The sequence below is a fragment of the Providencia sp. LY12 genome (genome assembly GCF_057621555.1).
Window position 1 is genome coordinate 2,894,659 of the sequence record NZ_CM172594.1, and the last position, 25,807, is coordinate 2,920,465.

Sequence of the window (25,807 nt, forward strand, 5' to 3'; positions counted from 1 at the left end):
GGTGTCACCGATTATTTTAAATCGTCAACATAGCCCAGACTGCGCAGTGCTCTTTCATCATCTGCCCAACCGGATTTAACTTTAACCCAAAGCTCTAAGTGAACTTTCGTTTCAAACAGGCGTTCCATATCAATACGAGCTTCTGTACCAATGGTTTTCAGCTTGCTACCTTTATTACCGATAACCATTTTTTTCTGGCCTTCACGCTCAACTAAAATCAGACCGTTGATATGGTAGCCGCCTTTATCCATCTCTTTAAACTGTTCAATTTCAACAGTCACAGAGTACGGTAACTCATCACCTAAGAAACGCATCAGTTTTTCACGGATAATTTCAGAAGCCATAAAACGCTGAGAGCGGTCTGTAATATAGTCTTCAGGGAAGTGGTGAATAGCTTCAGGGATATGCTGTTTCACAATCTTCGCGATGGTATCAACGCCAGTGCCTTTTTCTGCACTGATTGGTACGACATCCAAGAAATTCATTTTTTGGCTGATCATACCGATGTGTGGCAGTAAGCTGGTTTTATCCACCACATTATCAATTTTGTTGATCGCCAAAATAACTGGGCAACGTAAGCTAGATAGCTTGTTCAGCACCATTTCATCATCTGGTGTCCAGTGGGTACCTTCAACCACAAAAATAACCAATTCAACATCGCCAATAGAGCTAGATGCTGCGCGGTTCATCAAACGGTTAATCGCTCTTTTTTCTTCGATGTGAAGACCTGGGGTATCGACATAGATAATTTGGTAATTATCTTCTGTGTGGATCCCCATAATACGGTGGCGAGTTGTCTGCGGCTTTCTCGATGTGATCGAGACTTTTTGCCCCAGTAACTGGTTTAACAGTGTTGATTTCCCAACATTTGGTCGTCCAACTATGGCAACAAAACCACAGTGGGATTGTAATTCACTCATTCAATCTCCAAGATTTTCAATGCTTGTTCTGCTGCGGCTTGCTCCGCTTTACGACGGCTTGAACCTATGCCGTTAATCGGCTCTTCAATGCCGCTCACTTGGCAATGGATCGTAAATTCTTGATCATGAGCTTCACCTTTCACATGTACCACTAAATAGTTTGGCAGTGGAAGATGACGCCCTTGCAGATATTCTTGTAGCCGCGTTTTCGGGTCTTTTTGTTTATCACCCGGACTAATTTCATCCAATCTTACTTTGTACCATGCCAGAATGATCTCTTCGATAGTTTGAATATTACTGTCGAGGAAAATCCCACCAATTAAGGCTTCAACGGTATCCGCTAAGATTGATTCTCGGCGGAAACCGCCACTTTTTAATTCACCCGGTCCTAAACGTAAACATTCACCGAGTTCAAATTCACGGGCAATTTCCGCCAGTGTATTTCCACGCACTAACGTTGCGCGCATACGGCTCATATCACCTTCATCCACCTTAGGAAAACGATGATAGAGATCGTTAGCAATCACAAAACTGAGAATTGAATCACCCAAAAATTCCAGTCTTTCATTATGTTTGCTGCTAGCACTTCTATGAGTTAATGCCTGAATTAATAAATCATTTTGCTGGAATGTATATCCCAGCTTACGCTGTAATTTTTCTAACAAAGAGGGGTTCATGTGCGCCCAACCATTCTACGTTTAATAAAAAAGCACACGCAACAGACCTGTAAAATCAGCTATTTTACAAAACTGTTGCGTTTGCACTGACTTCCGTCGACCATCACTCGTAAGCAATTGATATTCGAAAAATAACTTTTATGAATTATCGGAATTTAACGAGGATAGTTAATAATTAGGAAGTCAATAATGTTTAAAACAACATTATTGTACACTGGGTAAAATAATAATGCTTATGATAATGCGAGTTTTCTAATGAAAACTCGCATTGTCTGAAATGAATTATAGAGGACCAATTCGGCTAAAGCGAATACCTGTAGGCCATTCGTTCTCTTGTTTATCTAAACTTAACCAAATAAACACTGCACGCCCCACTAAATTTTGCTCAGGAACAAAGCCCCACATACGGCTATCAGAACTGTTGTCTCTATTATCACCCATCATAAAATAGTGTTTCTCAGGCACAATCCACTCATTAAGTGGTAAACCTGGTTGTACATATTTTGATTGAGTAATGTAGTTATTAATCGTCAAAATTTGGTGCGTAACGGTATCTAACTTCTCACTTCGACCATATTGACGCAGTGAGTTATTCGGTAACGCTTGGTCTACTGGGATTTGATAATTACCATATTGATTATCAACCACAGAGCTATTTTCAAATACCATTGTCCATTCACTTGGTTCTAATGGACCATAAGTGACCGGCAATTTTTCTGTGCATTTATTGTCTGCACAGTTAGGGTAAATGGTCAGCTCTTTCGCTTCTGGGTTATAAATGATTTTATCCCCCGGCAAACCAATAACGCGTTTCACGAAGTCTACATTTGGCTCTTTCGGATATTTAAATACCGCGATATCTCCACGATTAGGCTTACCCGTTTCGATTAATGTGGTTTGAGTAATAGGATCTTTCAATCCATAAGAAAACTTCTCAACCAGCATAAAATCACCAACTAAGAGCGTTGGCATCATCGAACCTGATGGGATTTGGAACGGCTCATAAATAAACGAACGAACAATCAAAACAATGGCTAACACAGGAAAAATTGAGGTTCCCGTTTCCAGCCACGACGGACGACGAACCGCTTTAGCAAGTTCATCTTCGTTCATTGAGCCGTTTGTTACTTCCCGCAATTTTTTAAGTTTCGCTTTACGTGCTGGCGCAAACTTAAATTTATCTAAGCACCAAATAATCCCTGTCACCAGCGTAGCCAGTGTGAGGATCAGGGCAAATGTGTTAGCCATTAAGACTCCTTGTAAACTTAGCTGTCTTTACCAACGTGCAATATAGCAAGGAACGCTTCTTGTGGGAGTTCAACGTTACCCACTTGCTTCATACGTTTCTTACCGTCCTTTTGCTTCTGTAACAGTTTCTTCTTACGGCTAACGTCACCGCCATAACATTTGGCAAGAACGTTTTTGCGCAGCTGTTTCACTGTAGAACGAGCAATAATGTGGTTACCAATTGCTGCTTGGATAGCAATATCAAACTGTTGACGTGGAATCAGCTCTTTCATTTTTTCCACTAACTCACGTCCGCGGTACTGCGAGTTGCCACGGTGAGTGATCAGCGCTAAAGCGTCGACACGTTCGTTGTTGATTAACACATCCACACGCACCATGTCTGACGTTTGGAAACGCTTGAATGAATAATCTAAAGAAGCATAACCACGAGAGGTTGATTTTAAACGGTCAAAGAAATCCAGTACCACTTCTGACATCGGAATTTCATAGGTAAGAGAAACCTGATTTCCGTGATAAACCATGTTGGTTTGTACGCCACGTTTTTCAATACACAGAGTGATAACGTTACCTAAATACTCTTTAGGCATCAGCATATGACACTCAGCGATAGGCTCTCTTAACTCTTCGATGTTATTCAGCGGTGGTAATTTCGACGGACTATCCACATAAACAATCTCGCCGTTAGTTTGCTGAACTTCATAAACTACCGTTGGTGCCGTGGTGATCAGATCAAGATCGTATTCGCGTTCTAAACGCTCTTGAATGATTTCCATGTGCAGTAAGCCAAGGAAACCACAACGGAAACCGAATCCTAATGCTGTTGACGTTTCTGGTTCATAGAACAAAGAAGCATCGTTCAGGCTTAATTTACCCAATGCATCGCGGAAAGCTTCATAGTCATCAGAGCTAACAGGGAACAGACCCGCATAGACTTGAGGTTTAACTTTTTTGAAGCCTGGTAATGCTTTATCTGCTGGGTTACGAGCACCAGTTAAAGTATCCCCGACAGGTGCGCCAGTGATGTCTTTAATCGCACACACTAACCAGCCTACTTCACCGCAGTTAAGCACATCACGGTCAACTTGTTTTGGTGTGAAAATACCGAGGCGATCCGCGTTATACACATTGCCCGTACTCATCACTTTAACTTTGTCACCTTTTTTCAATGTTCCGCTTTTAATACGGATCAGAGAAACAACGCCTAAATAGTTATCGAACCAAGAGTCGATAATTAGCGCTTGTAACGGTGCATCGCCATCACCTTCTGGCGGTGGGATTTCTTTTACTAAACGTTCGATAACATCTTGGACACCGATACCGGTTTTCGCAGAACAACGAACAGCATCATGGGCATCAAGACCCACAATGTCTTCAATCTCTTCAGCAACACGCTCAGGATCAGCGGCTGGTAAATCAATCTTGTTAAGGACTGGAACGACTTCCAAGTCCATTTCAATTGCGGTATAGCAGTTCGCTAAGGTTTGAGCTTCAACACCTTGCCCTGCATCCACAACTAATAATGCGCCTTCACACGCCGCCAATGAACGAGAAACTTCATAGGAGAAGTCCACGTGTCCTGGAGTGTCGATAAAGTTCAGTTGGTAAGTTTCACCATCCGCTGCTTTATAATCGAGCGTTACGCTTTGTGCTTTAATGGTGATACCACGTTCACGTTCCAGATCCATAGAGTCTAAAACCTGAGCCGCCATTTCACGGTCAGTTAAGCCACCACAGATTTGAATAATACGATCTGACAACGTGGATTTTCCGTGGTCGATATGTGCAATGATCGAAAAGTTTCTAATGTTTTTGATTTTCAAGGTAATATCTTCTTTTAAATTGCCTTACAAAATCAGTTTTGAGCAAATTTTGCCACAAAACTAAAATGCTATGATTATCACAAGATTGCTAATTAGCAGCATTTTACATACAAGAACCCACTAACACAAAGATTCAATGTAAAACAACTGTAAACTAGCTAAAGTTGAATGAGTTACTTATTTCATTTTTCTTCATTTTTGAACGACTAAAAACAAAATCGCCTGTAGTAAAAAGCTTATGTCGTGAAAGCTTAGCTACAGGCGATGATGTGAGACAATGGCATTCAACCATGTGTTTGAACACTGATTTCGCCGGGGGGCAGCCCTATTTGTAAAACGATAGGCTGAAAATCGATTTTATTGCGCCAACGTGAAGCCATTTCTCTCGCAGTGAAAAAGCCAGCAAACCCACCGAAAATGCCTGCTAATGCAACCCATACCTGCTCAAATTCAGCTAATTGAGCCAATGCGGCAAATATAAACAATCCAACCAATGGCGTTAAATAGACTAACATAGCAGAACGTAGCAAGCTTCCTTCAGGAATACCTACTTCAATTTTTTGTCCAACAACCAAAGGCTGTTCAACTTCAATTTCCAATTCGTGCTCTGTGTTAGGTCCTATTTTGTTTAAAGCATATGAACCGCAAGCAGCACGAGCGCTGCAACTTCCACATCCGGCTGAAGAGCCATAACGCAATAACGCTCGCCCTTTCTGCCACCTAACCACCGTTGCCCATTCTTTTACCATGATTTACTCCCGAAACTGAATGCTACTCGCAATTAACTGGGATGTTGATAGCGGTAGCTCCCCTATTATCGTAATCACATTTTGCTTTTGAGTCATGGTGTAAATTGTGCGGCGACCATTTTGTAGCGGCTGATCCAGTAAAGGACCTTTCGATGTTTTTGTCACATTAACCGAAAAGGTGAATAACCCATCGCTGAACATCGCTGTTTCAATGATGTCATCATCACTCAATTTTCGCGTAGAGCGAGACACTTCCTCAAAGCCTGGAGGCAGCATTCCCACCCGCCATTTAAATGATGGGTTTTCATTTTTTGGCGATACCAATAATGGTGGTAAATTCACATTACTGAGGGATTTCAATGAATCTTGTACATTTTTGCTATCTAAAACAGTCGAAATTACCCGGAACTGTTCCAGTGTTTGATTATTGTTGTCGAGCAAATCAACACGCAGTGGCAATTTAGTTTCTTCATCGATTAGTAACACATAATTAAATCGAGAATTATCTTTTGAAATAATACGGATGACTAATGCGGGTCTATCACCAATGTGCGTACGGCCAGCATCAATAAAATTATAATAAGGCTGAATTTTTTGGTAATCAGCAAAAAGGACCGTAGGTAAGTTATCAATGATATGTTCGCCATTCAGGCTAAACGCATCGAATCCCGGTTCAAAATAACTAATTCGGTTGCCATTTTGTACTATTTCTCGGCGAGATGAATCCATTTGGATCATTTGAGAAATAGGAACACCATTGATAATCGCATGGCGATAGCGCACTGGAACGATATTTTGCGGATTGAATGTCATAAACGACATTTCATATGACAGGTTCTGGGCAGCCGTTCCCATTTCTTTGAAAAGAACATCGGCATCCGTAGATGATGCCGATGCTTGATTAGATATAATCAGGCTGCCCGTCAGGCAGAGGACGGATAACCATTTATTCATTATTGCAGTTTAACCCCTGCTGATGCGGTATTTTTATCACTGTCTTGATGTGGCTGATTCAGCATCGAACGTCTTTCAATTTCATACTGTTGCAGCATGGCATTGATACGTTGATTCTGTTGTTCGATTTGCTGAGACTGTTGCTCAGTACCAAACAATTGGCTATCTGAAATATTTAAGCTAACTGGCGCACCACGTCCGACAGGAACAGTATTAAATACAGGATCATCCACAGTAGAATCGACGTTATTGCTTTGATTGTATTGTTGAACACCCACAATTACAGCGAGTGATACACATGCAGCCACACCGATTTGCGTAATTTGGCTAGCCCATGGACGAATTTTGCTCCAAAACGGGAAACCACTCCAGCTTGCAGGTTCTGGTTGTGATTCAACAACTGCTTGAGGATTAATTCGCACCGGTTCATTTTCCAGCGCTGCCGCAACTTTACTTGCAATATCAAAATGAATGACATCGCCTGTATCATTACGCAGAGTATCACGAACAAGATGATAGCTCTCCCAACGTTGCTTTAACGTTGAATCACATGAAATGGTGTTAATAAGTTCTAAATCTAGAGCTTCACCATCCATCATTGCGGAAAGTTTCTCTCTTTGCATGCCCAATTACCTTCAGTTAATTGCTCACAGTTAAATGGTAACTCGCGACCCAACCAATTAATGTTGTTGGATCAACGGCTGAACTTTTTCATCAATTGCTTCCCTTGCTCTAAAGATCCGTGATCGAACGGTACCCACAGGGCAATCCATCACTTCGGCTATCTCTTCGTAGCTTAAGCCATCAAGTTCACGTAGCGTGATTGCCATTCGGAGATCTTCTGGCAGTGACTCAATGGTACGGAAAACAACTCGCTTTAATTCATCAGACAACATTAAGTTCTCTGGGTTCGAAATTTCTTTTAATGCGCCGGCTGATTCGAAGTTTTCTGCGTCGCTTGCTTCCAGATCTGACGCGGGAGGACGTCTATCTTGCGCGACTAAGTAGTTCTTTGCCGTGTTGACAGCAATTCGATAAAGCCAAGTATAAAAGGCACTGTCGCCACGGAACGAGCCGATTGCACGATAAGCCTTAATAAACGACTCTTGTGCAACATCAGGCACATCCGCTTGCGGTACATAACGAGAAACGAGACTTGCAACCTTATGCTGGTATTTAATCACCAGTAAATTGAAAGCTTGTTGATCGCCTTTTTGTACTTTCTCAACCAATATTTGGTCTGTCAGCTGCTCGCTCATTCCAGGAACCATCTCCTGAACACAGATTGATAATGACTTAACTTGTTCATCTTCTCCCTTCCTTAAGCAAGCCTAACTTCGAGTAATAAAAACTGATGAAGTTCAATTTATTCCAAAAATAATCGAAAATAATTTCAAAAAATGGGATCGATATTTCTTAATCGATCCCATTGATCCTTGTGAGCACTACCTAATAGTATACACAAAACAGGCATATCTACGGCATGATTACGTGGAATTTATTCATTCTCATTGGCACTTTTCATTTAGCCAATGGTTTTTCCCAAAATAAATGATGATTTTCCAAATAAACTAAAGTGTCGCTAAATAATATAGTTCTTTAAGAACTCAAAATGCGATTAATACATAGTCACAGGCAGCTCGATAGGCTAACATAAAATTCTCTATAGAAACACAACACACAAACACTTATGAACGCATCCACACAGCATGACACTGATATTTTAATCATTGGAAGTGGTGTCGCAGGATTATCAGCCGCACTCCGGCTTGCACCCTTTCATCAAGTTACTATTCTCAGCAAAAGCACCCTCAGTGATGGTGCATCTTATTACGCTCAGGGCGGAATAGCCGCCGTTTTCGATGACACCGACAGCATAGAATCCCATGTTAATGACACGCTTGTGGCTGGCGCGGGGATCTGCGAAAAGAGCGCCGTAGAGTTTATAGCATCAAACGCCAAACATTGTGTTCAATGGCTGATTGACCAAGGGGTTTTATTTGATACCGAAGTCAACGAAACAGGGGAAACGCAGTATCACCTCACCCGAGAAGGCGGACACAGTCATCGCCGTATTTTGCATCACGCAGATGCCACCGGAAAAGAGGTTGAAACCACCCTTGTTAATATTGCTTTTGAGCATCCGAATATCCAGATCAAAGAACGCTACAATGCGGTTGATCTGATCCTCGAAGATAAAACCCAAAAGAACGCCCGCTCCCGCATTGTCGGCGCCTATGTTTGGAACCGCCAAAAAGAGCAAGTCGAAACAATCCGAGCAAAAACCATCGTTTTAGCCACGGGTGGCGCTGCGAAGGTTTACCAATACACCACCAACCCCGATATCTCATCCGGTGATGGTATTGCCATGGCATGGCGGGCAGGCTGCCGCGTAGCTAATTTGGAATTTAACCAGTTTCACCCAACTTGTTTATTCCACCCTCAAGCTCGTAATTTCCTACTCACCGAAGCTTTACGCGGTGAAGGCGCCTACTTAAAACGCCCTGATGGCAGCCGATTCATGCCAGATTATGACGCGCGTTGTGAATTAGCGCCGCGGGATATTGTCGCCAGAGCCATCGACCATGAAATGAAACGCCTCGGGGCAGACTGCATGTATCTGGACATCAGCCACAAATCCCCTGAGTTTATTCAGCACCACTTCCCCACCATTTATGCCAAATTACTCACCTTAGGTTTAGATTTAACCCAAGAGCCGATCCCAATCGTTCCCGCAGCCCACTATACCTGCGGCGGCGTCGTTGTTGACCCGACAGGCATGACAGATGTGCCGAATCTTTATGCTATTGGTGAAGTGAGTTATACCGGGCTACATGGTGCCAATCGCATGGCGTCCAACTCATTACTTGAATGCCTAGTTTATGGGTGGGCTGCCGCAGAAAATATCATCAAAACGATCAACCAGATCCCTGAGGTTTCTGAACTCCCTGAATGGGATGAAAGCCGAGTTCATAATTCTGATGAACAAGTTGTCATTCAGCATAACTGGCATGAATTGCGTTTATTTATGTGGGATTACATGGGGATAGTAAGAACCACAAAACGCCTTGAACGCGCTTTGCGTCGTATTCATCTACTTCAACAAGAAATTAATGATTACTATGCTAATTTCCGCATCTCCAATAACTTACTGGAACTGCGCAACTTAGTCCAAGTTGCAGAACTAATGGTGCGCTGCGCCTTAGAACGTAAAGAGAGTCGCGGTTTGCACTATACCTTAGACTACCCTGAGCTTTTACCCGATTCTGGTCCAACCGTTTTAACCCGCTAATATTCACCGCCTATCTGTGCATTAGCCGCAGATAGGCTTTTAATACTTAAGATAAAATGGCTGGATCAACGAGATAAACTCATCCGTATAGCTATCATCTGGTTGTTTCAATGTTAAAGACGAAATAACCGGTTCCATCATCTTAATCGTCAACCCTAATAGCATCCGATGATATGGTGTATGGGCTTTATCCTGAACTTGCGCGCGATAGGCTAAATACCAACCACTCGCCATTGCCATCGCTTCGACTTTCTGCCCTACATCATAAGGCAATACCAAACAAAAAATCCCGTCTGGTGCCAAGCATCGTTTCGCGCTATCTAATAATACTTGGTGAGTAAGTGTTCCGGTATAGCGAGCTTGATCGCGTTTTTCATCCCGACACGCTACCGCGGGCTCAAAATAAGGAGGATTACTCACGATTAATTCATACTGATGGTTAGGCTGTTCGCTAAACGTAATAATGTCCTGATGGAGCACTCGCAGCCGTTCAGACCATGGAGATTCATCAAAATTTTCCTGTGCTTGTAACGCCGCAGCGTCATCAAGTTCAACCGCATCAACCTGCACTTGCTCACTACGCTGAGCTAGCATTAAGGCTATTAATCCGCTCCCACTGCCTATGTCCAACGCATATTTTGTTGCATTAAGAGGCGCCCACGCACCGAGTAATACCCCGTCAGTACCGACCTTCATCGCGCAACGATCATGAGCAACAAAAAATTGCTTGAAGGTAAACCCGCCTTTTCGATAACTCTTTTTTTGTTCGCTCATACTGCCACTCTGGTTTAAATAGGATTTACGTGAATATTCTCAATTTCAACCCACAAATCTGCAAATTTAATCTAATTCTAATAATATTATTCTCGCATAATGAGAATGTGATTTGTTAGTGATTTTTTTTACTGCTAAGTTCGAGAAAAAGGAGATGCCATGAACAGTATTAATAGAACACTAGATATCTTATCGTTTGTCACGACTTGCGCGTCTCCAATCACACCGCAAACCATTTCCAAAGAATTAGATATTCCGCTCTCAACGGTTTATCGGCTTTTAACTATTCTCATAAACTGGGAATTTATAACTTACTCTAAGCAATATGGCACTTATACCGTTGGTGCGCAGAGTATCAAAACTCAAGAAAAATACTATCACCACAGTTTGTTGATGACCTCGTCAAAATCAGAGCTTCATGCATTAGCGAAAAAGACCCAAGAAACTGCGGCAATTATCACCGCCAACCTACGGGAAACCATCTGTGTTGATAAAATTGATAGTGAACAAGCCGTACGCTGCTCTTTTATTGTGGGACATGGCAATACCGTGATCCGCGGCGCTAGTGCAAAAACCCTCTTAGCTTACCGTGATGAACAATACCAAGAATTGGTCTTCGAAACCCACGCCAAGCAGCTACACAAAGATAACTATTTACAGAAATTAAAACAGGATCTAATCCAAATCCGTCAACAGGGCTATGGCATTTCTGTTGGTGAAATTGATGCGGGTGTTTTTGGCGCATCAGCACCTGTTTTTAAAGGCAATGATATTTTAGCTGTCGTCTCTGTCATGGCACCCGAATTTCGTGCCATCAACCGCGTCGATGAGCTGATTAAAGCCACATGCCAAACGGCCCAAAATATAACAAAACTGATTAACTTGGAGTAACTATGACACAACCTTTTCAATGGCAGGGTCGTACTGATGGTGAAACACAGGAACATTTACGCATTCACCAAGTCATCAACCAGCGTTTACCTGCGGAGTTTGCCATTATCGGCTTCGCTTCGGACGAAGGTGTTCGCCGCAATAAAGGTCGTCAAGGCGCTAAAGCCGGCCCTGATGCCATCCGCCGTCAACTTGCTGGCCTGCCTATCCATCAGCCACTAGCTATTCGTGATGTGGGAACGGTAAGTTGTGATGATGGTGATCTGGAAGCGGCTCAACGCCGACTGTCCGATGAGATAATCTCAGTGTTAGAACAGCGCCAAAAACCCATTGTTTTAGGTGGCGGTCACGAAGTCGGCTTTGCGAGCTTCCAAGGTGTTTTCGATTTCGTTCAAAAACATCAGCCAGAAAAAAACATTGGGATCATCAATTTTGATGCACACTTTGATTTACGTGAAGCCCCAGAAGCCACATCTGGTACGCCATTTTTACAATCGTCACAACTGTGCGCTAAGCACCAGCGCCCTTTCAATTACCTATGTTTAGGCATCGCAGATCACGGTAATACCAAGGTGTTATTTGATACAGCGGAGCGCTTAGGCTGCCACTATATTCGCGATAAAGCCTTAACCGCGAGCTTATTACCCCAAGCGATTGAACAGATTAAACAATTTATAAATTCTGTGGATTACCTGTATGTCACTGTGGATTTAGATGTGTTCTCTGCGGGTATCGCACCGGGAGTCAGCGCACCAGCCGCTCGAGGGATTTCTACTGAAACATTTGATGAATTATTTAGTGTCATCAAATCTAGCGGCAAGATTGCACTGTTTGATATCGCTGAGTGCAATCCTGAATTTGATATTGATAACCACACATCAAAACTAGCAGCTTACTTGGTTTACCAATATTTATTCTAAAAACAACAAACACAATAAAACGACTGATAAACAACTTACCTTGTCTTTCAAAATATAAATAAAAGCTTAGTCAACTAAGCAACTAGTTAAAAATAAACAGCATTGTGCCCCTAAAGCTGTAGCACGAAAAACAATTTTATCGTGTCTTTAACAAGACATTTATACCCTTGGATTTCGAGTTACAGCTAGGCGGCTAGAGAGGATATCCCTAGGAGCATACATAAGTATGTGACTAGGGTAGCCGAACGCGGCCAACAACGCTGTAGATTGAAAGACATGGTATAAATAAAGGGAAAAAAATGACATTCCAAATCGACACACTCACCACCCTCTTCCTGACTGTAGTTTGCCTGCTAATGGGTGTTCACCTCAAAAAACGCATTGAATGGCTACAACGTTTTTGTATCCCTTCACCGGTCATTGGTGGTTTTTTAGTCAGCTTACTTATTTGGGGATTAAAGTCTTTCGATTTAGCTGAAATTACGTTCGATACCAGCTTACAAACATTCTTGATGGTGGCGTTCTTTACGACTGTTGGTATTGATGGCAGTTTCCGCGTATTAAAAAGCGGTGGACGCTTACTCATTACTTACCTGTTAATTTGCTGGACATTGGTTATTTTCCAAGACACCTTTGGTGCCGGTCTGGCGCATTTATTAGGTATCGACCCGGTTATCGGGATCATGGCTGGCGGTGTTTCTTTAACAGGTGGACACGGTGGTGCGGCGGCATTTGGTGGTATGGCCGAAGGTCTTGGCGTACAGTCTGCAACTGTTGCGGCGATTGCAGCGGCAACGTTTGGTCTGATTTCAGGAAGCTTATTAGGTGGCCCTATCGCGAGCTATTTAATTAAAAAACACAAAGTCACTATTCAAACCGAAGAACACATTGAAAGCGTGAAAGTTGAAGAGAAATTGGCTGGCAAAATCGACTCTATCGATGCCCATGCATTCTTAAAAATGTTAGCGCTTATTTTAGGTGTAATGGTTGTCGGTCAATTTGCTTCTGCGCAATTTACTAAAGCCACGGGATTCTCTTTACCAAGCTATGTCGGTGCAATGATTATCGCGATTATTGTGCGTAACATTAACGACCAAGTTGAAATTGTTCGTATTAACCAAAAATCCATCAACCTAATTTCAGATGTTTCACTGGGCTTATTCTTAACCATGGCGATGATGTCGCTTAAGATTTGGGAATTGAAAGTCATCGCCCTGCCATTATTCATCATCTTACTGGCGCAAACTATTGCCATCATCCTGTTCGTTGTTTTCGTCGTCTTCAGGCTGTTAGGCAAAAACTACGATGCTGCAGTAATGTGTTCAGGCATGATGGGACATGGTTTAGGGGCTACACCGAACGCAATGGCAAACATGTCATCAGTCTGTGAGCGCTACAAACAAGTTTCTATGAAAGCGTTTATGATTGTGCCATTAAGCGGTGCTGTACTTATCGACCTCGTGGGAATTCCTTACCACACTTGGTTAATTAACATGCTCAGCTAATTCCACTTCATCCCTCTTACCAACCATACGACAGAGTTTGGTAAGAGGGAGCATTATCAGTAAGCCACTTCCTTATATACCCCCCGCCAACAAAAACAGGTAAACTCTGCACAAAGCTGATTTTTGTGGTGAACAATTTTGCTAACCTGTTTATAATCAGCGCCCCAAATAGAGGTATATCATGACTGCATCCACTTTTTCTGAACTTGAGCTTGATGAGAGCCTGATCACCGCGCTGACCAATAAAGGTTACGAGCGCCCGACGGCCATCCAAGAAGCGGCTATCCCTCCTGCAATGGATGGACGCGACGTTTTAGGTTCAGCCCCAACCGGAACAGGTAAAACTGCGGCGTTCTTATTGCCAGCCATTCAACATTTACTTGATTTCCCAAGAAAAAAATCAGGTCCGCCTCGCGTTCTGATTTTAACACCAACTCGCGAACTCGCTATGCAAGTCGCTGATCAAGCTAAAGAGTTGTGTGCACATAATCATTTAGACGTTGCCACCATTACAGGCGGCGTTGCGTATATGAACCACGCTGAGGTTTTCAGCGAAAACCAAGATATCGTCGTCGCAACCACCGGACGTTTGCTGCAATACATTAAAGAAGAAAACTTCGATTGCCGCGCCGTAGAGATTTTGATCCTCGATGAAGCTGACCGTATGCTGGATATGGGCTTTGCGCACGATATCGAAACTATCGCAGGTGAAACCCGCTGGCGCAAGCAAACCATGTTGTTCTCTGCCACTCTTGAAGGTGAAGCAATTCGTGATTTTGCTGAGCGTCTACTCGAAGATCCTATCGAAATTGAAGCAGATCCTTCACGCCGTGAACGCAAGAAAATCCAACAATTTTACTATCGCGCTGACACGTTAGAGCATAAAACTGCGCTGCTGTGTCACCTTATCAAGCAAGAAGACGTCACCAAATCGATTGTCTTTGTGCGTAAGCGTGAACGCGTTCGTGAAGTTGTCCAATGGCTGCGTGAGGCAGGGATTGAACCTTGCTATATCGAAGGTGAAATGGTGCAAGCGAAGCGTAACGAAGCTGTTCGCCGCTTAGTGACTGGACAAGTTAAAGTCCTCGTTGCAACAGACGTGGCTTCTCGTGGATTAGACATTGAAAACGTCAGCCATGTTTTTAACTTTGACTTACCGCGCACCGCGGATGTCTATTTGCACCGTATCGGTCGTACCGGTCGTGCTGGACGCAAAGGAACTGCTCTGTCTTTAGTTGAAGCGCACGATTTCCCTCTACTGGGTAAAATCACTCGCTACATCGAAGACCCAATTAAGATGCGAGTGGTAGATTCATTACGCCCAACAACCAAAGCGCCTTCTGAAGCGATGCTGAATAAGCCAAAACCCTCTAAGAAAGTGCTGGCTAAGCGTAAAGAGAAGAAAAAAGAAGAGCAAAGCAAGAAAAAAGAAAAAGTACGCCATCGCGATAAGAAAAATATCGGTAAACGTCGCACTCCAGCTATATCATCTACAACTACGCCATCTGCAACTGCGTCTGCGCCATCTAAAGCTGCACCGTCTGCAAGCGCAGCAGATAGCAATAAAACCAAGTAAAACTCAATCGAGTGATACTGACAAAAGCGGGCTTCGGCCCGTTTTTCATTTATTAACTTAAGTTCATTAACTTATAGACCTTCTCTCTCATAACCCGACTTTCATTGGTTAACGCTTCTGCTTTTATCATATGATTATCTAAAATATCTCGGCAGTTATAACCCTGATTATTTTCCATTCGCCAATCTGCGCCATTTGATAATAATAATTCAGCAACATCTAAAGAGTGGCTATTTAAAGCATCATGCAACGGGGTATTTCCCAAATTATCTCTCACGTTGACCATTAAACCATTACTCAGCAAAATTTCTGATTGAGCCACTCTCCCGCTTTGAGCCGCTAAATGTAAAACTGTTTTTTGCTGAGCTAACTGCATTTTTTTAATTCCCTGCCCGTATGGAGATTCCAATAATACTTTTATAAATTGGCTATTACCCGCACGAACAGATTGCATTGCGAGTTTATCAATATCGCAGTGCTTATTTTTCATTGAAAGCAGCACTTTAAATTCACTAATATTTTCTTTCTTAATTGAATTTTTACAGCTTTCTTGCCAATTAAAACTTTGTTTCTGCTCTACGTTTGGAAATTCATTCAACATAGAATCCGCTGTTTTATCAAATTCACCTGTAATCGCATTCCAATTATTCCATGGTTTATGTTTGCACATCATCCTAATAATCTTAACCATTGAATGTGCAATAAAGCTCCTGGTCAACAAACGGTGTGGTAACCAGTCTTTCCAAGAATTATGTTCGCTGTAAGCCATTTTGATACGGTTTCCCAACGCAGAAGGGATTGGTAACGTGTTTTGAAGTGCATCAAGCCAATCATATTGAACAGTATAAAAGCGTATCAAACCTTCATCTGCTTGTTGCTTAGCAATGTTATAATCCATTCCAATTTTATGAACTGTGTTTTGAGCAAGCCCTGAAGGACTAAATGAAATACAAGGTGATTGACTCGCCAATGCGGCTATTGATGCAAGACCGCCCCCTAGAGAGTGCCCTGTGCAGATAATATTACCTTTCACGGCTCGATATAGAATATTTGTTAACCCTACCGCCTGAAAGAATTGAGGTTCGTAATATCCTAGGCCTTGCCGAATGTTGGCATAAAAATCGACAATATCATTTGTTCCCGCAAAGCAAATAATATACAGACCATTAAAACAACAAATATTCGATTGAAAACCTGTAAATTCATTATTTAAAAGTTCTGCATCTATACCTAATTCATTAATTTTTGACGTGCTGAGTTTTTCTATTCCTTGAATATCACGCCAATTACTATGATAGGCACCTTGTGATAGTAACGCTAAAAGATAATCTTTATTCTGTGCATCTCTTCCTAGAAACTCCTCTCTCGTAACATTTTTAGACCATTTATCACGGGGGCTACATAATGAATCCGAAAATGTATTTTGTTGATATAAATTTAAACCTTCTTCAACAAAAGAAAGTTCGTCCTTACTTACTGTCTGCTGTATTGCTGTACTGAATGGCATAAATTCTCCCTAACAAATGCTGTATGCTGGAAGAATATTGAAATATAAATAACCAAGGGGGGAAATAATCAACTTTGTTAGGGGTAAATAAAAAAGCCATTGAGAACAATGGCTTTTAGAATTTATTAAGATAAGAGATCTATTGACCCCTTAATGTTTATTACAGGCTTTCAGTGAAAGTACGAGTAATAACGTCACGCTGTTGTTCAGGTGTTAATGAATTAAAACGCACTGCATAACCAGAAACACGGATAGTTAATTGCGGATATTTCTCTGGGTTTTTAACTGCATCTTCTAATGTTTCACGGCTTAATACGTTAACATTTAAGTGCTGACCACCTTCTACGCGAACAGTTGGTTTCATTTCCAAAGGAACTTCGCGGCTCTCAAAAGCCCCCAATTCATCTTTAGGAACAACCTGACCTTCGCTATAATCTGCTTTCGCACACACGCAACGAGCTTCATTTGTCTCGCTATCGATTAGCCAGAAAGAGTTCAGCAGTGCTGCATTATCACTTTTAGTAATTTGAATACCAGTAATCATCTCGACCTCCACGTTCGAATCAGATTTTGATCAATCTTTGCTAACTGTTTTTAATCGCTATTGATTGGATAATTGGTCTAACCAACCTGTTTATCTAATATATACCAGCTAGAACCCCCGGATTCTTTGATATTTATCAAATATTTCGTATGGTAATTAACCATGGCTGCGCATCTTTATGATTTAAATCAATATTCACATTTGGGCTTTTTAATTATTTTTGTAAATTTTCAAATTAATTTGAAGTGCTTTTAGGGAGTTAGCGCGGAACAACACTTTATCTATGCGCCATGAACCAGTAAGCTACGAACTATAAAATACATCACTATGGGATCATTCATGTCAAATACGATGACTTGGCACGACGTAATCGGTGCGGAAAAATCACAAACCTATTTCAAAGAGACTCTCGCGTTTGTCGCGAACGAAAGAGAAAGCGGAAAAGTAATCTACCCACCGCAAGAAGATGTTTTCAATGCGTTTCGCTATACCGAATTAGCGGACATCAAAGTCGTTATCTTGGGACAAGACCCCTATCATGGACCAGGGCAAGCACACGGATTATCATTTTCTGTACGTCCGGGTATTAAAGCGCCGCCTTCACTCGTCAATATGTATAAAGAGCTTGAGAAAGATATTCCAGGATTTGTCCGCCCGGAACATGGATACCTGCTCAGCTGGGCTCAACAAGGGGTTTTACTCCTCAATACGGTATTAACTGTAGAACAAGGCAATGCGCACTCACATGCACACCTAGGCTGGGAAACGTTTACAGATAAAGTGATTCAGGCGATTAATGATCATACTGAGGGCGTGATTTTTCTTTTATGGGGCTCTCATGCACAAAAGAAAGGTCGCATTATCGATACTAAGCGCCACCATGTACTTAAAGCACCTCACCCATCACCACTTTCTGCTCATCGAGGCTTCTTAGGATGTGGCCATTTCTCGAAAGCTAATCAATTGCTTGAACAGCAAGGTCGCGCACCTATTGATTGGTATCCAGTTATTCCTGAATAAATGCATTCTATAGCGATAAAATGTATTGGTGATGAAGTTCTTAGAAGTTCGCAATAGAAAAATGGGATGCTCAGCATCCCATTCTCGTTATATACCCTAAAACTATTTATGCTCTAAACTTATTTAGAAACAATGACCATTGCAGGGCGCAACAGACGGTTATTCAAGGTATAACCCTTTTGCATCACGTTGATCACTTGACCTGCGCTATGGTCAGGAGATTCAATCATGGTCATTGCCTGGTGAACTTCAGGGTTGAATGGCACATTTGCCGCATCAACAGGCTCAATACCAAACTTAGAAACGGCATCTAAGAACGTTTTCAACGTAAGATCTAAGCCTTCTAACATCGCTTTGGATTCTTCGTTGTCACGATCAGCTGCCTCAATTGCACGCTCTAAGTTATCAATAACAGGCAACAATTCATTGGAAAACTTCTCAAGCGCAAACTTGTGGGCTTTTTCAATATCTTGTTCTGTACGACGACGAATGTTTTCGATTTCAGCGTGAGCACGTAACATTGCTTCGCGTTCAGTTTTACGGGAAGCTTCAAGTTGCTGTTCAAGCTCAGCAATACGCGCTGCTAACGCTTGTTCTTCGGCTTGTAAATCTGCTTGTTGAGTATCAACTTCTTGCTCTGCTTGCACTTTTTGTGTTTCATTTTGCTCAGAAGCTTGCTCATCATGCATGTTTTGTTCTTTACTACTCATGAATATCTCCGCGTATTTAGCAATAATTCTATCTATGAGAGTATTATGGGGATCTAATACAGGGATTCAAGGGAAGTCATACAACGAGGAGTTAAAAAAGTATGCAAAAGGCTAAGATGACACCATCTTCACAATTTAAAACTATCGGTATTGTCGGACACCCAAGGCACCCTGAAGCATTGGCAACCCATGAACTTATCTATCATTGGCTGATTTCAAAAAATTACCACGCAATAATTGATAAACAAGTGGCTAAGGATTTGAAATTAAAAGATGCCAATACAGGAACTTTAACAGAAATCGGTCAACAAGCCGATTTAGTCGTTGTGGTTGGCGGCGATGGCAACATGCTTGGAGCTGCGCGAATTTTATCCCGCTATAACAATAAAGTTATTGGTGTCAACCGAGGTAATTTGGGATTTTTAACCGACCTGGACCCCGACAATGCCCTTCAGCAACTGTCCTGTGTTCTTGATGGGGAATATCATGAAGAGCAGCGCTTTTTATTAGAAGCTCAAGTTATCAAGGCGAATCAAAAAGCCCGTAAAAGTAGCGCCATTAATGAAGTGGTTCTTCACCCAGGCAAAGTCGCGCATATGATTGAGTTTGAAGTTTATATTGATGAAAAATTTGCCTTTTCACAACGCTCAGACGGCTTAATTATTGCGACCCCGACAGGCTCAACAGCCTACTCTTTATCCGCTGGGGGACCTATCCTTACGCCGAATCTAGACGCTATTGTACTCGTGCCGATGTTCCCACACACCCTATCGTCTCGCCCATTAGTTATCAGCAGCGACAGCAGTATCCGCTTAAAATTTTTACGGACCAATATTGATTATGAAGTGAGTTGCGACAGTCAAATTATGCTACCTATACAGGATGGCGAAGAGGTGATTATAAAGCGCAGCTCGAAGAGTCTGAATTTAGTTCATCCAAAAGATTACAATTATTTCAATACATTAAGTTCAAAACTCGGTTGGTCTAAAAAAACTTTTTAAATTTTTTGCACTGCCTCTTTACTGTATAAAAAAACAGGTTAAACTGTATGAAAACACAGGTGTGTATTTAAACAGGAGAGCGCAGATGCTAACCCAACTAACCATCAATAATTTTGCTATCGTTCGTGAGTTAGAAATCGATTTTCGTAGCGGTATGACGACAATTACAGGTGAAACCGGTGCGGGTAAATCCATTGCTATCGATGCTCTTGGTTTATGTTTAGGTAACCGAGGTGAAGCCAACATGGTTCGTCCTGGTGCTCAACGTGCCGACTTGTGTGCTCGCTTTTCACTGTCTGACGCTCAAATGGCAGCAAATTGGCTCATTGAGCATCAACTTGATAATCAAAATGAATGCTTACTACGCCGTACTATCGCAACCGATGGTCGTTCTCGAGGCTTTATTAACGGTGTCTCCGTTCCCTTATCGCAATTACGTGAACTTGGCGCATTACTGATCCAAATTCATGGTCAACATGCTCACCAGCTATTATTGGATAATGATCATCAACAATCCCTACTTGATGCCTATGCTAATCAGCAAGCATTACTCGCTCAAATGAAGCAGACGTGGCAAAAGTGGCATGAATCTTGTCAGCAATTAGCTGTATTTCAAAAACAGATGCAAGAGCGTGAATCTCGCCAGCAATTGCTTGATTATCATTTAAAAGAGTTAAATGAGTTCCTACCCGTTCAAGGGGAGTTTGAGGAAATTGATCAAGAATATAAGCAGCTTGCTAATCATGGGCAATTTTTAACTATTGGGCAAACAACAGCACAAATTCTGACAGAAAGTGACGATGCAAACGTCATCAGCCTTCTCAATATGGCAAAAAATGAGCTTTCAGATTTAGTCACTCTGAACCCTAAATTTTCAGGGTTATTGGATATGCTGGAAGAAGCAGCCATCCAAGTTAATGAAGTGAGTGATGAAATTAAACATTACTGCGATCAATATGAATTAGACCCAAATCGTTTATTCGAATTAGAGCAGCGAATTTCCAAACAAATTAGTTTGGCACGTAAGCATCACGTTACGCCTGAAGCACTGCCTGAACTTTTTCAACAATTAGTTGAAGAACAAAATCAGATAGCTAACCAAAATGAAGATTGTGAAGCTTTAAATGCGCAGGCCATTGCTGACCACCAAAAAGCTCTAGAATGTGCGGAACGTTTACATCATGTACGTCTGCATTATGCACAAGAGCTCAGCCAGCTAATTACTAGCAGTATGCACCAACTTTCAATGCCTCATGGCCTTTTCACGATTGATGTAAAATTTGTCCCTGAACATTTACAAATCGATGGCGCCTGCAAAGTCGAATTCAATGTCACTACTAACCCAGGACAGCCACATCAAGCTTTGGCTAAAGTTGCATCAGGTGGTGAGCTATCTCGCATCGCTTTAGCCATTCAAGTGATCACCGCGAAAAAAATGGATACTCCGGCTTTAATTTTTGATGAAGTGGACGTGGGGATCAGTGGTCCAACCGCCGCTATTGTCGGGAAATTACTCCGTGAACTTGGTGAATCCACCCAAGTTATGTGTGTAACTCACTTGCCACAAGTTGCGGGCTGTGGTCATCACCATTTTTATGTTAGTAAAGAAACGAACGGTGTAGAAACCGAGACTCACATGCAATTACTGGATAAAAAATCTAGATTACAAGAGCTTGCACGGTTACTTGCTGGCTCAGAGGTAACGAAAAATACATTGGCTAATGCAAAAGAGTTGCTCGCAGCTTAAATTTCGACAACTTTTTTTATCTCCTGTTGTCTTAGAGTCGATCTGGAAGGTTTTAAATTGTATCAATGTCGATTATCATTGATGTTCTGACTCCAAAAGGAATAAGATATCCATGCGTTATAAATTGTTAACTGCTGCAGCGCTATCATTCGCATTAATGTCCACGGGCTGTTCAATGATGGAACGTCTTGTCTATCATCCGGATATTAACCAAGGTAACTACCTCACGGCGAAAGATGTTGCGAAGATTAAAAAAGGAATGACACAGCAACAGGTTGCTTATGCTTTAGGCACGCCAATGATGACTGACCCGTTTGGTTCTCAGACTTGGTTTTATGTTTTCCGCCAAGAGCTGGGGCATGACCCAGTGAAGCAAGAAACATTGACGCTGACGTTTGATCGCAACGGTATCCTCACAGATATCAAAAATGAGAAAAACCTTGAAGCACAACAAGCCATGGAAGCTGGTGAAGTTAAAGCATCAGAACCAAAAGCAGCGGAATAACACCCTATATAGCGTAATGCTTGAGCGTGTATAACTTGAGTATATAAGTAACTACCTGCCCAATTATATGATGGGATAACAAACAGGTAGTTACTTTAGTGCTTTTATTTATCCCTTTATAGCTTCTCGCCAATACATAAAAGCGCCATCCTCTACGTTCTAGCCTATCAATCGACGCATCCATCGCACCCGCAAAGAAAAAACCTATATATTTGAAACAAAAAAACCGAGCTTTCACTCGGCTTCATATATAATTGATTCGCTCACTGCGCAATATCTTATTTATTATTCTCTTTCGATTTTTCAGCTCGTTTGCGGCGTAGCTCTTTCGGATCGGCAATCAATGGGCGATAAATTTCAATTCTATCCCCTTCTTGAACGACATCACCCAATTTCGCAGGCCGACTATAAATACCCACTTTATTTTTCTTTAAATCGATATCCGAACGCAACGTTAAAATACCCGATGCAATAATTGCATCTTCAATCGTGGTTCCTTCTGCAACTTTTACAGAGAGTAAAAATTGCTTTTCAGGTAACGCATATGTCACTTCAATGTTGATATCAGACACGGTAAACGACCTTAGCACGAGACGTAAATGCTTGAACCATATTGTTGGCCAGCTCTTTGAATATCTTACCGAATGCCAACTCAATCAGCTTATTGGTAAATTCAAAATCGAGATGAAACTCTATTTTACAGGCGTCAGCACTCAAAGGAATAAACTGCCATCCCCCAGATAGAGTTCTAAAAGGGCCTTCCACTAACTGCATTTGGATACGTTTATTATCTTCCAGCGCATTTTTAGTAATGAAGGTTTTGCTAATTCCCGCCTTTGAAACCTCAACTGATGCCGTCATTTCTTCTGAATTTTGGCTAATGATTCGGCTTCCAACGCATCCCGGTAAAAAACTTGGATATGAAATTACATCATTCACAAGTTTATACATTTGTTCTGCGCTAAAAGGAACTAACGCAGAGCGACTAATCTGTGGCATATCAATTCCTATCCCCAAAAACTGCGCATATAATAGCACCATTGATGGGTTACTCAAAAAACAAAACCCGTGCAGGGCAAGAAATGCACAATCGCAAAAATATCAGTGTTGAACGATTTCATTCAACGCATCTTAACGTATAATGAATGAACTATGACAAAGAAAAAACCATATAAACCCGGTTCAGCAACAATTGCTATGAACAAACGTGCTCGCCACGAATATTCTATCGAAGAGGAGTTCGAGGCGGGTTTATCCCTACAAGGTTGGGAAGTTAAATCATTACGCGCGGGCAAAGCCAACATTGGTGATAGCTATGTTTTACTGCGCGATGGTGAAGCCTATCTGTTTGGTGCCAACTTTACACCACTGACAGTCGCATCATCCCATGTTGTCTGCGACCCAACCCGCAGTAGAAAACTACTTCTTAATCAACGTGAATTAGATACCCTTTACGGTAAAGTTAACCGCGAAGGCTATACTGTCATCGCTCTTTCCTTATATTGGAAAAACGCGTGGTGCAAAGTGAAAATTGGCGTAGCCAAAGGTAAAAAAGCCCACGACAAGCGTTCTGATATCAAAGATAGAGAGTGGCAATTAGATAAAGCACGTATAATGAAACATTCTAATCGCTAAGTCCTAGCTTTATAGAGTTATTTTCTGTTATACTGCACTCACAACTTGGGGCTGATTCTGGATTCGACGGGATTTGCGAAACCCAAGGTGCATGCCGAGGGGCGGTTGGCCTCGTAAAAAGCCGCAAAAAAATAGTCGCAAACGACGAAAACTACGCACTAGCAGCTTAATAACCTGCTTAGAGCCTTCTCTCCCTAGCCTCCGCTCTTAGGACGGGGATCAAGAGAAGTCAAACCCAAAAGAGATCGCGTGGATGCCTTGCCTGGGGTTGAAGCGTTAAACTTAATCAGGATAGTTTGTTGGTGGCGTGTCTGTCCGCAGCTGGCAAATGAAATTAAAGACTAGACTAAGCATGTAGTACCGAGGATGTAGAAATTTCGGACGCGGGTTCAACTCCCGCCAGCTCCACCAATTAAATCAAGGGGTTGCGTGAAAACGCAGCCCCTTTGTTTTATCTAATGTCCACTTTGCGTCCACCACTTTAAATTAAGATGGACACTCATATATAAACCTAGCAATTTATTAACGAGGGTAATATGGCTTTAGTGAAATGCAAAGAATGCAAAAAAGAAGTATCAGACAAGGCAAAAGAATGTCCGCACTGTGGAGTTAAAGAGCCGGGTGTAACTGTAGGTCAAAAGGCAGGTGGCTGTCTTATTATGATCGTCATTTTCGCGGCTATTGTTTATTACTTCTCAAGCGGTGACTCTGATGATAAAACATCAAAAACAAATCCCGCAGTCTGTGAAGCTACAGACGGTGAATGCATAGCTAACTCAATGATGATTAATCCTGATGTAATTACTGCATGCAAAAGTGGTGTCGAAAAATATTCTAAATTCGAATATGAATGGACTGATGGTTTTACCTCCCCTCTTTTTTCTCGCTATCTACTAAAGCAAGATGCAGGACAAATTGTTTTACTTGGTGATCAGGTCAAATTTACAAATGGCTTTAATGCTAAATCAACAATGACATACCACTGCACTGTCGATATCAAAAATAAATCTGTTGTTAGCGTTCAAGTGGCACAAGGTCGCTTACAATAATTTCGTGACATGTCACGGCGTGATTTATTTTTTCAAAAGTATGTCACGCTGATTTCCCTGAATATTTTTGTAACTCATTTCAGTTTTTCAATCCCTCTCAAGCCGCATGATTGCTGACTTTTTGAAATATCCACGCACTTTTTGCGATCCAATCAATCCCACGTAAAATAGAATTTTCTTTTATATTTCATTGCATTGAGATTTTAACGCGATCCGTTCTGCGATCCAAAAACTGAAATCTATTGAAATTCTTTTCACACATTTCAGTTTGATAACTTCGGCAACTCCCTAGTATTGGCGCGGCTTGGCGATATATTTTGTAGAATTTTAAAACTGAAATAATTTTATGATCCAAATTGTGCAGGCGGGTGCGGTGTAGTGCGTTTTACGTGGTGAAATCTTTTCTTTCGTGGGCGCTGTGATTCACCAGCGATATGCAGTGGACGCGATCCGATTCAATGATTAGGTTTTGCTAGATGATTATTGATGCGCTCTGTGTGGCGTGTAGGCTGTTATATTGCAGGTATAAAAAAGCCCACATGATGTGGGCAATGATGGACGATACTTTTAATCTATGTATCTATAATTCACATATTGTCTTGGAGCGTTGTTATGCAATCTTGAACTACTGTGGCTAGCATAGGATACTCACCGTTTTCATCTTTTAGCATTGTTTCAAGAGCCGCATTCATTTCACCAATTGCGCGCTGTAATGCTTGATTCCTTAGCACTTGTAGCATTGTTGCATCACTCATAGTAACCT

General features: G+C 41.8%; 26 protein-coding genes and 1 other RNA gene. 12 read left to right on the top strand and 15 right to left on the bottom strand.

Going from position 1 to position 25,807, the window contains the following annotated elements; genetic code table 11:
• Positions 1-11: 11 nt before the first annotated feature.
• From era to rpoE, 8 genes are all read right to left on the bottom strand, one after another.
• Positions 12-920, bottom strand: a complete 909-nt coding sequence (gene era / locus ACY3ZI_RS13820; RefSeq protein WP_036949437.1) for a GTPase Era — start codon at positions 918-920, stop codon at positions 12-14.
• Positions 917-1,597 (bottom strand): ribonuclease III, encoded by a 681-nt coding sequence (gene rnc, locus ACY3ZI_RS13825; RefSeq protein ID WP_036949435.1) that lies wholly within the window; start codon positions 1,595-1,597, stop codon positions 917-919. Before rnc ends, era begins: the two co-directional genes overlap by 4 nt.
• A gap of 282 nt (positions 1,598-1,879) precedes the next feature.
• Positions 1,880-2,845 carry a signal peptidase I gene (gene lepB / locus ACY3ZI_RS13830; RefSeq protein WP_036949433.1) on the bottom strand — a complete coding sequence of 322 codons (966 nt, stop codon included), beginning with the start codon at positions 2,843-2,845 and terminating at the stop codon, positions 1,880-1,882.
• 17 nt (positions 2,846-2,862) lie between these two features.
• Entirely contained in the window at positions 2,863-4,659 is a 1,797-nt protein-coding gene (gene lepA / locus ACY3ZI_RS13835) for a translation elongation factor 4 (RefSeq protein ID WP_211886453.1), read from the bottom strand.
• Positions 4,660-4,949: 290 nt separating this feature from the next.
• The gene (rseC, locus tag ACY3ZI_RS13840) at positions 4,950-5,414 is read right to left on the bottom strand and encodes a SoxR-reducing system protein RseC (protein ID WP_036949432.1); all 465 of its coding nucleotides are present in this window, start codon (positions 5,412-5,414) and stop codon (positions 4,950-4,952) included.
• 3 nt (positions 5,415-5,417) lie between these two features.
• Positions 5,418-6,368: a sigma-E factor regulatory protein RseB gene (gene rseB, locus ACY3ZI_RS13845; protein ID WP_036949430.1), complete on the bottom strand. Its 951-nt coding sequence runs from the start codon at positions 6,366-6,368 to the stop codon at positions 5,418-5,420.
• Positions 6,368-6,991 (bottom strand): anti-sigma-E factor RseA, encoded by a 624-nt coding sequence (rseA, locus tag ACY3ZI_RS13850; protein WP_211886178.1) that lies wholly within the window; start codon positions 6,989-6,991, stop codon positions 6,368-6,370. Before rseA ends, rseB begins: the two co-directional genes overlap by 1 nt.
• Before the next feature lie 57 nt (positions 6,992-7,048).
• Positions 7,049-7,627 (bottom strand): RNA polymerase sigma factor RpoE, encoded by a 579-nt coding sequence (gene rpoE / locus ACY3ZI_RS13855; protein ID WP_006661282.1) that lies wholly within the window; start codon positions 7,625-7,627, stop codon positions 7,049-7,051.
• Positions 7,628-8,058: 431 nt separating this feature from the next.
• Between rpoE and nadB the strand changes: the two genes are divergently transcribed.
• Positions 8,059-9,660, top strand: coding sequence for an L-aspartate oxidase (nadB, locus tag ACY3ZI_RS13860; RefSeq protein ID WP_487375355.1), 1,602 nt, complete (start codon positions 8,059-8,061; stop codon positions 9,658-9,660).
• Positions 9,661-9,699: 39 nt separating this feature from the next.
• Here the strand turns inward: nadB and trmN are convergent, their stop codons facing one another.
• Positions 9,700-10,434 carry a tRNA(1)(Val) (adenine(37)-N(6))-methyltransferase TrmN gene (gene trmN / locus ACY3ZI_RS13865; protein WP_211886182.1) on the bottom strand — a complete coding sequence of 245 codons (735 nt, stop codon included), beginning with the start codon at positions 10,432-10,434 and terminating at the stop codon, positions 9,700-9,702.
• Positions 10,435-10,593: 159 nt separating this feature from the next.
• Here trmN and ACY3ZI_RS13870 point away from each other — a divergent pair, with 159 nt between their 5' ends.
• The 4 genes from ACY3ZI_RS13870 (at position 10,594) to srmB (ending at position 15,326) form a co-directional block, all read left to right on the top strand.
• Positions 10,594-11,325, top strand: coding sequence for an IclR family transcriptional regulator (locus ACY3ZI_RS13870; protein ID WP_211886183.1), 732 nt, complete (start codon positions 10,594-10,596; stop codon positions 11,323-11,325).
• A gap of 2 nt (positions 11,326-11,327) precedes the next feature.
• Entirely contained in the window at positions 11,328-12,245 is a 918-nt protein-coding gene (gene hutG / locus ACY3ZI_RS13875; RefSeq protein ID WP_487375356.1) for a formimidoylglutamase, read from the top strand.
• 299 nt (positions 12,246-12,544) lie between these two features.
• Positions 12,545-13,750, top strand: a complete 1,206-nt coding sequence (gene gltS / locus ACY3ZI_RS13880; RefSeq protein WP_211886186.1) for a sodium/glutamate symporter — start codon at positions 12,545-12,547, stop codon at positions 13,748-13,750.
• Positions 13,751-13,931: 181 nt separating this feature from the next.
• Entirely contained in the window at positions 13,932-15,326 is a 1,395-nt protein-coding gene (gene srmB / locus ACY3ZI_RS13885) for an ATP-dependent RNA helicase SrmB (protein WP_230082521.1), read from the top strand.
• A 52-nt stretch (positions 15,327-15,378) separates the two neighbouring features.
• Here srmB and ACY3ZI_RS13890 read toward each other — a convergent pair whose 3' ends face one another.
• On the bottom strand, positions 15,379-16,833 hold the full coding sequence (locus ACY3ZI_RS13890; protein WP_211886188.1) for a Tle-like phospholipase domain-containing protein: 1,455 nt from the start codon (positions 16,831-16,833) through the stop codon (positions 15,379-15,381).
• Positions 16,834-16,993: 160 nt separating this feature from the next.
• A complete protein-coding gene (grcA, locus tag ACY3ZI_RS13895) occupies positions 16,994-17,377 on the bottom strand; it encodes an autonomous glycyl radical cofactor GrcA (protein ID WP_108478520.1) in 384 nt (127 codons plus the stop codon).
• A 339-nt stretch (positions 17,378-17,716) separates the two neighbouring features.
• Between grcA and ung the strand changes: the two genes are divergently transcribed.
• Complete coding sequence (gene ung / locus ACY3ZI_RS13900; protein ID WP_211886190.1) at positions 17,717-18,397, top strand: uracil-DNA glycosylase; 681 nt, start codon at positions 17,717-17,719, stop codon at positions 18,395-18,397.
• A gap of 119 nt (positions 18,398-18,516) precedes the next feature.
• Here the strand turns inward: ung and grpE are convergent, their stop codons facing one another.
• Positions 18,517-19,107, bottom strand: coding sequence for a nucleotide exchange factor GrpE (gene grpE, locus ACY3ZI_RS13905; RefSeq protein ID WP_036949413.1), 591 nt, complete (start codon positions 19,105-19,107; stop codon positions 18,517-18,519).
• Positions 19,108-19,223: 116 nt separating this feature from the next.
• On the opposite strand from grpE, the gene nadK reads away from it, so the two are divergent.
• The 3 genes from nadK (at position 19,224) to bamE (ending at position 22,360) form a co-directional block, all read left to right on the top strand.
• Entirely contained in the window at positions 19,224-20,108 is an 885-nt protein-coding gene (gene nadK / locus ACY3ZI_RS13910; RefSeq protein ID WP_181478775.1) for an NAD(+) kinase, read from the top strand.
• An 85-nt stretch (positions 20,109-20,193) separates the two neighbouring features.
• Positions 20,194-21,855 carry a DNA repair protein RecN gene (gene recN, locus ACY3ZI_RS13915; RefSeq protein WP_211886191.1) on the top strand — a complete coding sequence of 554 codons (1,662 nt, stop codon included), beginning with the start codon at positions 20,194-20,196 and terminating at the stop codon, positions 21,853-21,855.
• Positions 21,856-21,967: 112 nt separating this feature from the next.
• Positions 21,968-22,360, top strand: coding sequence for an outer membrane protein assembly factor BamE (gene bamE, locus ACY3ZI_RS13920; RefSeq protein WP_036949409.1), 393 nt, complete (start codon positions 21,968-21,970; stop codon positions 22,358-22,360).
• Between the two features lie 278 nt (positions 22,361-22,638).
• Here the strand turns inward: bamE and ACY3ZI_RS13925 are convergent, their stop codons facing one another.
• Positions 22,639-22,932 (bottom strand): RnfH family protein, encoded by a 294-nt coding sequence (locus ACY3ZI_RS13925; protein WP_211886192.1) that lies wholly within the window; start codon positions 22,930-22,932, stop codon positions 22,639-22,641.
• Entirely contained in the window at positions 22,925-23,359 is a 435-nt protein-coding gene (locus tag ACY3ZI_RS13930) for a type II toxin-antitoxin system RatA family toxin (protein ID WP_036949406.1), read from the bottom strand. The genes ACY3ZI_RS13925 and ACY3ZI_RS13930 overlap by 8 nt, the downstream gene beginning before the upstream one ends.
• Positions 23,360-23,512: 153 nt before the next feature.
• On the opposite strand from ACY3ZI_RS13930, the gene smpB reads away from it, so the two are divergent.
• The 3 genes from smpB (at position 23,513) to ACY3ZI_RS13945 (ending at position 25,044) form a co-directional block, all read left to right on the top strand.
• Positions 23,513-23,995, top strand: a complete 483-nt coding sequence (gene smpB / locus ACY3ZI_RS13935) for an SsrA-binding protein SmpB (protein WP_006814817.1) — start codon at positions 23,513-23,515, stop codon at positions 23,993-23,995.
• 47 nt (positions 23,996-24,042) lie between these two features.
• Positions 24,043-24,406, top strand: a transfer-messenger RNA (tmRNA) gene (ssrA, locus tag ACY3ZI_RS13940).
• 125 nt (positions 24,407-24,531) lie between these two features.
• Positions 24,532-25,044 carry a hypothetical protein gene (locus ACY3ZI_RS13945; protein WP_487375357.1) on the top strand — a complete coding sequence of 171 codons (513 nt, stop codon included), beginning with the start codon at positions 24,532-24,534 and terminating at the stop codon, positions 25,042-25,044.
• A 587-nt stretch (positions 25,045-25,631) separates the two neighbouring features.
• Here ACY3ZI_RS13945 and ACY3ZI_RS13950 read toward each other — a convergent pair.
• Complete coding sequence (locus ACY3ZI_RS13950; RefSeq protein WP_487375358.1) at positions 25,632-25,799, bottom strand: hypothetical protein; 168 nt, start codon at positions 25,797-25,799, stop codon at positions 25,632-25,634.
• Positions 25,800-25,807: the final 8 nt, after the last annotated feature.